At 69.7% G+C, this 10,445-nt stretch carries 8 protein-coding genes; 5 read left to right on the forward strand and 3 right to left on the reverse strand.

Annotated features, from left to right (window positions below; all coding sequences use genetic code 11):
• The 5 genes from E2651_RS35690 to E2651_RS35710 form a co-directional block, all read left to right on the forward strand.
• The coding region (locus tag E2651_RS35690; RefSeq protein ID WP_135335415.1) for an HD domain-containing protein at positions 1–1,059 on the forward strand (1,059 nt) is incomplete at its 5' end.
• Positions 1,060–1,216: 157 nt separating this feature from the next.
• The gene (locus E2651_RS35695; protein ID WP_135335416.1) at positions 1,217–2,197 is read left to right on the forward strand and encodes a hypothetical protein; all 981 of its coding nucleotides are present in this window, start codon (positions 1,217–1,219) and stop codon (positions 2,195–2,197) included.
• A gap of 64 nt (positions 2,198–2,261) precedes the next feature.
• A complete protein-coding gene (gene def / locus E2651_RS35700; RefSeq protein WP_135335417.1) occupies positions 2,262–2,912 on the forward strand; it encodes a peptide deformylase in 651 nt (216 codons plus the stop codon).
• A 302-nt stretch (positions 2,913–3,214) separates the two neighbouring features.
• Positions 3,215–4,354, forward strand: a complete 1,140-nt coding sequence (cyc1, locus tag E2651_RS35705) for an epi-isozizaene synthase (RefSeq protein WP_167828996.1) — start codon at positions 3,215–3,217, stop codon at positions 4,352–4,354.
• Positions 4,351–5,712 (forward strand): cytochrome P450, encoded by a 1,362-nt coding sequence (locus tag E2651_RS35710; protein WP_135335418.1) that lies wholly within the window; start codon positions 4,351–4,353, stop codon positions 5,710–5,712. Before cyc1 ends, E2651_RS35710 begins: the two co-directional genes overlap by 4 nt.
• Here E2651_RS35710 and E2651_RS35715 read toward each other — a convergent pair.
• The 3 genes from E2651_RS35715 to E2651_RS35725 all read right to left on the reverse strand — a co-directional run bounded on the left by E2651_RS35715 (position 5,666) and on the right by E2651_RS35725 (position 10,382).
• The gene (locus tag E2651_RS35715; protein ID WP_135335419.1) at positions 5,666–6,667 is read right to left on the reverse strand and encodes a helix-turn-helix domain-containing protein; all 1,002 of its coding nucleotides are present in this window, start codon (positions 6,665–6,667) and stop codon (positions 5,666–5,668) included. The genes E2651_RS35710 and E2651_RS35715 overlap by 47 nt on opposite strands.
• Before the next feature lie 242 nt (positions 6,668–6,909).
• Positions 6,910–7,866, reverse strand: coding sequence for a ribonucleotide-diphosphate reductase subunit beta (locus E2651_RS35720; RefSeq protein WP_245239439.1), 957 nt, complete (start codon positions 7,864–7,866; stop codon positions 6,910–6,912).
• Between the two features lie 116 nt (positions 7,867–7,982).
• A complete protein-coding gene (locus E2651_RS35725) occupies positions 7,983–10,382 on the reverse strand; it encodes a ribonucleoside-diphosphate reductase subunit alpha (RefSeq protein WP_135335420.1) in 2,400 nt (799 codons plus the stop codon).
• Positions 10,383–10,445: the final 63 nt, after the last annotated feature.

Here is a 10,445-nt window from a genome sequence, read left to right on the forward strand (position 1 = left end):
GCTCTCGCGTACGCGCTGCTCGGGGAGATCGGGGGGCGGGCCACGCACCACGGGGTGCTGCAGGTGATCGCTGTCGTGGTCGCCGCCGCGCTCTTCGGCGCCGTACCGCATGTGGCGCTCGGCAAGGGGCCCGCCCTGGACCATGTGGCGCGCCGGGTGCTGACCGTCGGCTTCGCGGCGGTGTGCTTCCAACCGCTGTACAACTCGGGGAAGTTGGGGGAGTGGGTGGGGCACGGCCCCGCCTTCGCCGCCGTCATCGTCGCCCTGCTCGTCCTGACCGCCCTGTGCGACGCGGTGCTCGCCGCGGCCATGGCGCACACCCGCACCCTCCCCCATGGCCTCAAGGGCATGGGAGGTACCCCCTCGCCCTTCGGTCCCATCCTGAAGGACGAGCTGCGGGCCATGCTCGGCATCGGGTCCGCGGTGTGCGCGACGGGGGCCGTGATGGCCCTCGCGGTGGCGGTGGCCGGGCTCTGGGCGCTGCCCGTGTTCAGCCTTCCGCTGCTGCTCACCCAGCTGTCCTTCCGCCGGTACGCCGCAGTGCGGACCACCTACCGGCAGACCATCGCCTCGCTCGCGCGGGCCACCGAGATCGCCGGCTACACCCCGCAGGGCCACGCACGCCGCGTCGCCGCGCTCAGCCGGGCCGTGGGGCGCGAGCTGGGGCTCCTGGAGCCGGACCTCGCCGTCCTCGAGCACGCGGCGCTGATGCACGACATCGGGCAGCTCTCCCTGCTCGACCCGGTGCCCGCGGGGGCCACCGCCGCCCTGCCGGAGGCGGAGCAGCGGCGCATCGCGCTGCTCGGGGGCGCCGTGGTGCGGCAGACGGGGGTGGACGGGGACGTCGCCGTGGTCGTGGAGCGGCAGGCGGATCCGTACCGCGATCAGCCGCTCACCGCCCGTATCGTGCGGACGGCCAACGCATACGACGAGATGGCACGGGGAGAAGGGCCGGGAGGCCCGCTCAACGCCCTGGAGCGGCTGCGTCTGGCCACGGGCCGCGACTATCAGCCGGAGGTCGTGGAAGCCCTGGCCAGGGTGCTCGCGAGGGGGAAATAGCGGTGTCCCGCCGGGGCTCGGGGCGGGCGGGCGTGACCGCGTGCCCGCTGGGTAACCCATGGGTAATGAGCGGCCGTCCGACCGTCCGTGGTTGGATGCGAAGAGGCCCTCGAACACAGCAGGAACCCTGGAACTCAGTAACTGGCAGGCGGGAATCGTGAGGATCTTCGGCAAGGGACGGCACCGGCCCTCCGCCTCATGGCGGCAGGCCACCGACCGCGCCTTCACGCTGATCGGCGACGGGCGGTACGAGGACGCGGGCGCGCTCCTTACCCGCGCGGCGGATCTGGAGCCGTGGCTCTCGGAGTCCTGGTTCAATCTCGCGCTGCTCCACAAGTTCCGGCACGACTGGGAGCAGGCGCGGGCCGCGGGCCTGCGGGCCGTCGCGCTGCTCGACCGGTCGACGGGCGCCCCCGACTGGTGGAACGTGGGGATCGCCGCCACGGCCCTGCAGGACTGGCCGCTCGCCCGTCGCGCCTGGCAGGCGTACGGCCTGCGCGTGCCGGGCGGCGTCGCCGCCTCCGGTGAGCCGACCGGCATGGACCTGGGCAGCGCCGCGGTGCGTCTGTCGCCCGAGGGTGAGGCCGAGGTCGTGTGGGGGCGCAGGCTCGACCCCGCGCGGATCGAGGTGCTCTCCATCCCGCTGCCGTCCTCCGGGCGCCGCTGGGGCGAGGTCGTGCTGCACGACGGCGTACCGCACGGCGAGCGCTCGACGGCGGCCGGGCACTCGTACCCGGTCTTCGACGAGATCGAGCTGTGGGCGCCCTCGCCGGTCCCCACCTGGGTGGTGCTCCTGGAGGCCGCCACCGAGGACGACCGGGACGCCCTGGAGAAGCTCGCCGCCGACGCGGGCTTCGCCGCCGAGGACTGGTCCTCGTCCGTACGGCTGCTCTGCCGCATGTGCTCCGAGAGCCGGATGCCGAGCGACGAGGGCGACGGCGAGCACCTGGACCCGCACGACCACAGCGAGCCCGGCCATCCCGGGCCGCTCGGCCACCGCAGCCCCGGCGCCCTGTGGGTGCCCGAGCGGGAGTGCGGCATCGCGGCGCCCGCCGCCCTGGTGCGCGGGCTGCTCGACGGCTGGGTCGCGGACAGCCCGGACTCCCGTGACTGGCGGGATCTGGAAGAGGTCTGCTGACCGGTGCCCGTAGGCTGTACGGGCACCATCTCTTGTGGGATCCCAGGAAGGCGTACGTCGGACAATGGCGCAGGACACTGAGCAGCAGGCCTCGGGCGGGGTCCTCCCCGTAGACGACGAGGGCTTCGTCATCGACACGGAGGACTGCGACGAGCGGGAGACGGCCTACCGCGAGCGGGGCACGTCCCGGCCCATCACGGTCGTCGGCAACCCTGTGCTGCACAAGGAGTGCAAGGACGTCACCGCCTTCGACGCCGAGCTCGCGCAGCTCGTCGACGACATGTTCGCCAGCCAGCGGACCGCCGAGGGCGTGGGCCTTGCCGCCAACCAGATCGGCGTCGACCTGAAGGTCTTCGTCTACGACTGCATGGACGACGAGGGCAAGCGGCACGTGGGCGTCGTGTGCAACCCCGTGGTGCGCGAGCTCCCCGCCGAGCGGCGCCGCCTGGACGAGGCGGGCGAAGGCTGCCTCTCCGTGCCCACCGCCTACGCCGACCTGGCCCGCCCGGACTACGCCGAGGTGACCGGCCAGGACGAGAAGGGCAACCCGATCCTGGTGCGCGGCACGGGCTACTTCGCGCGCTGCCTGCAGCACGAGACGGACCACCTGTACGGCTACCTCTACATCGACCGCCTCTCCAAGCGGGACCGCAAGGACGCGCTGCGGCAGATGGAAGAGGGCACGCCGCGCTACCCCGTGGTGGCCAACGACTGACGCGCGCGACGCCTGAGAGGCGTGGGTACCGCGTGAGACGAGCGGCCCCTGGTCGGGAACTCCCTCCCGACCAGGGGCCGTTCGCATGAGCCGCTCGCGTGTGCGAGCAAATCCGGCTGCGGGTGATCCATATTCAGTCACATAAGGGGATGCTCTCGGCACTGGGGGGTAGTGAATGGCGCAAATCTGTTCCCTGAACGGTCAGTTGTGGTGCTGAATGGAAAGCGCGGGGATACGCAACGGCGCGCGCCTGGTACGGCGGGAGGGGCGTGCGTACTCAGGCGACTGAGAGGGGTTTGTTCGTGCGTGCATATTCCGGAAGCACTTCACAGACGCAGCCATACACGCGGCCACACACACAGACGGTATCGGTACCACCGGCGCTGGCCGTTCCGGTGATCGAAACAGCGTTTCCTCGCCGTCTGCATCCGTATTGGCCAACGCTTCAGGAGAAGTCCAGGGCATGGCTGCGCGAAATGCGCCTCATGCCTCCCGACAAGGTCGAACGGTACGCGGACAGCCTCTGCTACACCGATCTGGTGGCGGGCTACTACATTGGCGCACCCGACGAGTTGCTCACCGCCATAGCCGACCTCAGCAGCTGGTTCTTCGCGTGGGACGACCGCCACGACCGGGACTCGGTGCACGGCAGGGCGGCCCAGTGGCGGCGGCTGTGCCGGGGCCTGCACGGCGCCCTCAACGACCCGGCGGAGTACCTGCACCACAGGGATCCGTTGGTCGCCGGGTTCGCGGACTGCGTGCTGCGGCTGTACTCGTTCCTGGGTCCCAGCTGGAACGCGAGGTTCGCCGGGCACTTCCACCCCGTGATCGAGGCGTACGACGAGGAGTTCAGGAACCGGCGCTCCGGGACCGTGCCGCCGGTCGACGCGTACATAGAGCTGCGCCGGCTGACGTTCGCGCACTGGGCGTGGATCGACCTCCTGGAGCCCACCGCGCGGTACGAACTGCCGCGGGCGGTGAGGAAACACCCCGCATATCGGCGGGCCGCCCTCGCGACACAGGATTTCTCCGCCTGGTACAACGACCTGTGCTCGCTCCCGAAGGAACTCGCGGGCGATGAACTGCACAATCTCGGGATCAGCCTCATCCAGCACGAGGGATTAACGCTCGAAGAGGCGGTCAGGGAAGTCCACCGGCGCGTCAGTCGGTGCGTCACGGAATTCCTGGATGCCGAGGAGGAAGTCCTGCTGCTCGCCGATAAATTGGCGGACGGCTCCGAAAAGGGGCAGGGGCTCGCGGACGCGGTGGAATCATGCGTCTTCAATATGCGGAACTGGTTCTCTTCCGTCTATTGGTTCCATCATGAATCCGGCCGCTATCGCGTGGACAGTTGGGACGACAGGTCCATGCCTCCGTACGTAACGGAAAACCAGCTCACGGAAATCCCCATGGCCGAAAACGAACTGGTAGGTGAGGAATGAGCGTCGAATCCACGATACCCGCGCCCGCCGCGTCAGGATCGGAGCCGCCGCTCGTCAGCGGCGGGGCACCACTCATCGGTCACGCCTGGCACCTGATGCGTGACCCACTCGGCTTCCTGGCCGAGCTGCGGGACCACGGTGATCTCGTACGCATCCGTCTGGGGCCCAGGACCGCGTACGCGGTCTGCGATCCGGAGCTCGTCGGGCAGCTCCTGAAGAGCCCCGAGTACATCGTCGGGGGACCGCTCTGGGACACCCTCGAGGTGCTCCTCGGCAAGGGCGTGGCGACCAGCAACGGCAAGCTGCACCGGCGTCAACGGCGCATGATCCAGCCCGCGTTCAAGCCCGAGCGGATCGCCGACTACGCCAAGGTGATGGAGGAGGAGGCGCGCGCCACGGCGGCGCGCTGGGATCCCGGCCGCACGATCGACGTCAGCGCGGAGATGTTCCGCACCGCCGTGCGCATCGTCTCGCGCTCGCTCCTGGAGGTCGCCTCGATCGGCGAGAAGGCGGACCGCATCGCCGACTCGCTGCACACCGTGTTCGAGGGGCTCTACCGGCGGATGGTCCTCTCGGTCGGGCCGCTGTACCGCGTGCCGACCCAGGGCAACCGCCGTTTCCAGAACGCGCTCGACGATCTGCACGCTCTGGTCGACGAGATCATCGCCGAACGCAGGGCGACGGATTCGGGCCAGCAGGATCTGCTGGCCGAAATGCTTCGGGCGCGCGATGAAACGGGTCAGCCGCTCAGCGACCAGGAGGTCCACGACCATGTGGTCTCGCTTGTCGTCGCGGGGGCCGAGAATGTCGCGTCGACCCTGGCGTGGACGTTCCATCTGCTCACCGAACACCCGGAGCAGGAAAGGCGGTTGGTTGAAGAAGTAAATTCTGTCGCGCCGCGCCGGGAGATCGCATTCGCGGACCTCGAGAACCTGCCGCACACCCGCAATGTCGTCACCGAGGCCATGCGTATACGACCTGCCGCTTGGATATTCACGCGCCGGTCCGTAGCCGAAACGAACCTCGGCGGCTACCGTATTCCGGCCGACGCCGACATCGTGTACAGCGTGTACGCGATGCAACGCGATCCGCGTTCCTTCGAGCGCCATCTGGAGTTCGACCCGGACCGCTGGAATCCGGAACGCGCGGGCGCCGTACCGGAGTTCGCGATGATGCCATTCAGCGTCGGTAACCGAAAGTGCCCGGGCGACCACTTCTCGTTGGCCGAACTCGCCATCATCCTGGCGACGGTGGCCCCGAAGTGGCACCTCACGCCCGTCCCGGAGACCGACACCGCCACGAAGGTCGGCATCACGCTGCATCCGAAGCGTCTGGTGCTGCGCGCCGAACGGCGCTGACGGCCGGTCCGCGGAAGGTGCGGCGGTAGGCGTTCGGTGTGGTGCCGAGCGCCCGCAGGAACTGGTGGCGCATCGCCGCGGCGTTGCCGAATCCGGCACGCCCGGCGATCGCGTCCACCGTCTCGTCCGAGCCCTCGAGCAACTCCTGTGCCAACAGCACCCGTTGGCGCAGGAGCCAGCGGTAGGGCGTGGTGCCCGTCTCCTGCTGGAAGCGGCGGGCGAAGGTGCGCGGCGACATATGGGCGCGCTCGGCGAGCCGCTCCACGGTGATCTCCGCGTCGAGATGGCGCTCCATCCAGGCGAGCACCCCGCCGACGGTGTCGCATGCCGTGCGCGGCAGCGGGCGCGCCACGAACTGCGCCTGGCCGCCGTCGCGATGAGGCGGTACGACCATGCGCCGGGCGATGGCGTTGGCGACCTCGGTGCCGTGTTCCTGGCGCACGATGTGCAGGCAGGCGTCGATCCCGGCGGCGGTCCCCGCCGATGTGACGACCGAACCCTCGTCCACGTACAGCACATCGGGCTCGACGCGCGCCCGCGGATAGCGCACCGCGAGCTCCGTGGAGTGCTGCCAGTGCACGGCGCAGCGCAGGCCGTCGAGCAGCCCCGCGGCGCCGAGCACGAAGACGCCGGAGCAGACGGAGAGGACGCGGGCGCCCCGGTCCACGGCGCGGCGCAGCGCGGCGAGCAGATCCTCGGGATAGTCGCGGCGCACGAACGACTGGCCGGCCGGCACGGCGATGAGGTCGGCCTCCTCGAGCCGCTCGAGGCCGTACGGCGTGGTGATCGAGAACCCCGCGTGGTTGCTCAGCACCCCGCTCTCCGCGGCGACCACCGCGAAGTCGTACACGGGAAGACTCTCGTCGCTCCGGTCGAGGCCGAACACCTCGCAGACGACGCCGAGTTCAAAGGGATTGACGCCGTCGAGCAGCACCACGGCCACGTTTTTCAGCATGCCGCCAGTGTGCCGCGTCCTTGGCAGTAAGTCGATGGTGTGTGGCAGTCCTGCCACTGCTCCCTCGGCCCGGCGCGCACGACAGTGAGGACATGAACACATTCCTCGGATACGTGACCGTCCTGACCGTCCTCCTCCTCCTGGCCGCACCCTCGCTCGTCGGGTACGTCCACGAGCGCCGGATCGACCGCGAACTGCGTGAGGTCCCCCGCGCCCCACGCAGCCCGCGGCAGTCTGACGTCCTAGAACTCGTCGTCGAAGGAGACCGAACCCTCGACCGCGACCTGGTAGGCCGACGGGCGCCGCTCGAAGAAGTTGGTCAGCTCCTGGACACCCTGAAGTTCCATGAACGAGAACGGGTTTGACGAGCCGTAGACCGGCGCGAAGCCAAGGCGCTGGAGGCGCTGGTCGGCGACGCACTGCAGGTACTCGCGCATCGAGTCGGTGTTCATGCCCGGGAGGCCCTCACCGCACAGGTCGCGCGCGAACTGCAGCTCGGCCTCGACGGCCTCCTTGAGCATGTCCGTGACCTGCGTCTGGAGCGCGTCGTCGAAGAGCTCCGGCTCCTCCTTGCGGACGGTGTCGACGACGTCGAAGGCGAAGCTCATGTGCATCGTCTCGTCGCGGAACACCCAGTTGGTGCCGGTCGCCAGGCCGTGCAGCAGACCCCGCGAGCGGAACCAGTAGACGTACGCGAAGGCACCGTAGAAGAAGAGGCCCTCGATGCACGCGGCGAAGCAGATCAGGTTCAGCAGGAAGCGGCGCCGGTCGGCCTTGCTCTCGAGCCGGTCCATCTTCTCGACCGAGTCCATCCACTTGAAGCAGAACTCGGCCTTCTCGCGGATGGAGGGGATCTCCTCGACCGCGTCGAAGGCGGCGGCGCGGTCCTCCGGGTCGGGCAGATAGGTGTCGAGCAGCGTCAGATAGAACTGGACGTGCACGGCCTCCTCGAAGAGCTGACGGCTCAAGTAGAGCCGCGCCTCGGGGGAGTTGATGTGCTTGTAGAGCGTCAGCACCAGGTTGTTCGAGACGATCGAGTCGCCCGTCGCGAAGAACGCGACCAGACGGCCGATCATGTGCTGCTCGCCCGGCGAGAGCTTGGCGAGGTCGGCGACGTCCGAGTGGAGGTCGACCTCCTCGACGGTCCAGGTGTTCTTGATCGCGTCCCGGTAGCGCTCGTAGAAGTCCGGGTAGCGCATGGGACGCAGGGTCAGCTCGAAGCCCGGGTCGAGGAGGTTCTTCTCGGCGTTGGTGGGGGTGGCTTCCGGCGCGAAGCGCTGTCCATCAGGGGTGGTGGTCGGGCGACGGGTGGGCATTACTGGCAGGCCTCGCAGGACTCGGGGTTTTCCAGGGAGCAGGCGACGGCCTCTTCGGCCGTGACCTGGGCAGGCACGGGGGCGGTCGCGGCGGTGTTCTGGCCGCCGGCCGCGCGGGCGATGCGCGTGGCGGGGCGCGAGCGCAGGTAGTACGTCGTCTTCAGGCCCGACTGCCAGGCGTACGCGTACATCGAGGAGAGCTTGCCGATGGTCGGCGTCTCCAGGAACAGGTTCAGGGACTGCGCCTGGTCCAGGAACGGCGTGCGCGCGGCGGCCATGTCGATCAGGCCGCGCTGCGGGATCTCCCACGCCGTGCGGTACAGCTCGCGCACCTCGGCCGGGATCCAACTGAAGCCCTGCACCGAGCCGCTGGACTCGCGCAGCGCCTCGCGGGTCTGCGCGTCCCAGACGCCGAGCCGCTTCAGCTCCTGCACCAGGTAGGCGTTGACCTGGAGGAACTCGCCGGACAGCGTCTCGCGCTTGAAGAGGTTGGAGACCTGCGGCTCGATGCACTCGTAGACGCCCGCGATGGACGCGATGGTGGCGGTCGGCGCGATGGCGAGGAGGAGCGAGTTGCGCATGCCGGTCGCGGCGATACGTTCCCGCAGCGCGGCCCAGCGCTCCGGCCAGGTCAGCTCGACGCCGTAGTGATCCGGGTGCAGCACGCCGCGCGCGGTGCGGGTCTTCTCCCAGGCGGGGAGCGGGCCGTTGCGCTCGGCGAGGTCGGCGGACGCCTCGTACGCGGCGAGCATGATGCGCTCGGCGATGCGGGTGGAGAGGGCGCGCGCCTCGGGGGAGTCGAAGGGCAGCTTCAGCTGGAAGAAGACGTCCTGGAGACCCATGGCGCCGAGGCCCACCGGGCGCCACTTGGCGTTCGAGCGCCCGGCCTGCTCGGTCGGGTAGAAGTTGATGTCGACGACACGGTCGAGGAACGTGACGGCGGTGCGGACGGTCTCGTCGAGCCGCTCCCAGTCGATGTCCTCGCCGGAGGGCAGAACGAAGGCGCCGAGGTTCACCGAGCCGAGGTTGCAGACGGCCGTCTCGCCGTCGTCCGTGACCTCCAGGATCTCCGTGCAGAGGTTGGAGGAGTGGACCGTGTGGCCGGGCTCCGCCGTCTGGTTGGCGGTGCGGTTGGCGGCGTCCTTGAACGTCATCCAGCCGTTGCCGGTCTGCGCGAGGGTGCGCATCATACGGCCGTACAGATCGCGGGCGGGGATGGTCTTGCGGGCGAGCCCGGCGGCCTCGGCCTTGCGGTACGCGGCGTCGAACTCGTCGCCCCACAGGTCCACGAGCTCGGGCACGTCGGCCGGCGAAAACAGCGACCAGTCCTGGTCGGAGGCGACGCGACGCATGAACTCGTCCGGGATCCAGTGCGCGAGGTTGAGGTTGTGCGTGCGGCGCGCGTCCTCACCGGTGTTGTCGCGCAGCTCCAGGAACTCCTCGATGTCGGAGTGCCACGTCTCCAGGTAGACCGCGGCGGCGCCCTTGCGGCGGCCGCCCTGGTTCACGGCGGCGACCGAGGCGTCCAGGGTCTTGAGGAACGGCACGATGCCGTTGGAGTGCCCGTTCGTGCCGCGGATCAGCGAACCGCGGGCGCGGATACGGGAGTACGAGAGGCCGATGCCGCCCGCGTGCTTGGAGAGGCGCGCGACCTGGTGGTAGCGGTCGTAGATGGAGTCCAGCTCGTCCAGCGGGGAGTCGAGGAGGTAGCAGGAGGACATCTGCGGGTGGCGGGTGCCGGAGTTGAACAGCGTCGGCGAGGACGGCAGGTAGTCCAGGCGGCTCATCAGGCGGTACAGGGCGGCGACTTCGTCCACCGAGCGCGCGCTGTCGTCTTCGGCGAGGCCGCTCGCGACGCGCAGCATGAAGTGCTGCGGGGTCTCGATGACGTGCCGGGTGATCGGGTGGCGAAGGAGATAGCGGCTGTGCAGGGTGCGCAGGCCGAAGTAGCCGAAGCGGAAGTCCGCGCCGTCCTCGAGCGCGGAGTCCACGAGACCGTCGAGGCGCGCCGCGTGGTCGACGACGAACGCGGCGGTGCGGTCCGCGATCAGGCCCTCGCGGTGACCGACCGCGACCGAGTCGGAGAAGGAGCGCACACCCTGCGAATCGGCCTCCTCCCGGATGCTGATGCTCAGCAGCCTGGCCGCCAGCTTCGAGTACGCCGGGTCCTCGGAGATGAGCCCCGCGGCCGCCTCGGTGGCCAGCTCCCGCAGCTCCGCCAGATCCGCCCTGGCGGAGCGGCCGCGCAGCGCGGCGGCGGCGACTCTGCCGGGGTCGGCGTCGGGGAGGTCGGCGGTGAGGTCGGTCAGGGTACGCAGCAGCGCGGTTCCTGGGCCGTCGGCGGTCTGCTGACCGTCGGTGGTCTGCGCTGACGCAGGTTCGGCTGGCGCGATGGTCACGTGGAGCACTCCCTCGCTCGGCTCAGGGCCTTGGGGAGGGGTGCGGGGCACACGGGCTGTCTC

Source organism: Streptomyces sp. MZ04, from assembly GCF_004684775.1.
Lineage (GTDB): Bacteria > Actinomycetota > Actinomycetes > Streptomycetales > Streptomycetaceae > Streptomyces.

What these genes read in the sequence shown, in the direction of transcription:
- def (WP_135335417.1), top strand. Translation starts at nt 2,262, where the DNA reads ATGGCGCAGGACACTGAGCAGCAGGCCTCGGGCGGGGTCCTCCCCGTA.
- E2651_RS35710 (WP_135335418.1), top strand. Translation starts at nt 4,351, where the DNA reads ATGAGCGTCGAATCCACGATACCCGCGCCCGCCGCGTCAGGATCGGAG.
- E2651_RS35715 (WP_135335419.1), bottom strand. Translation starts at nt 6,667, where the DNA reads ATGCTGAAAAACGTGGCCGTGGTGCTGCTCGACGGCGTCAATCCCTTT.
- E2651_RS35720 (WP_245239439.1), bottom strand. Translation starts at nt 7,866, where the DNA reads ATGCGCTACCCGGACTTCTACGAGCGCTACCGGGACGCGATCAAGAAC.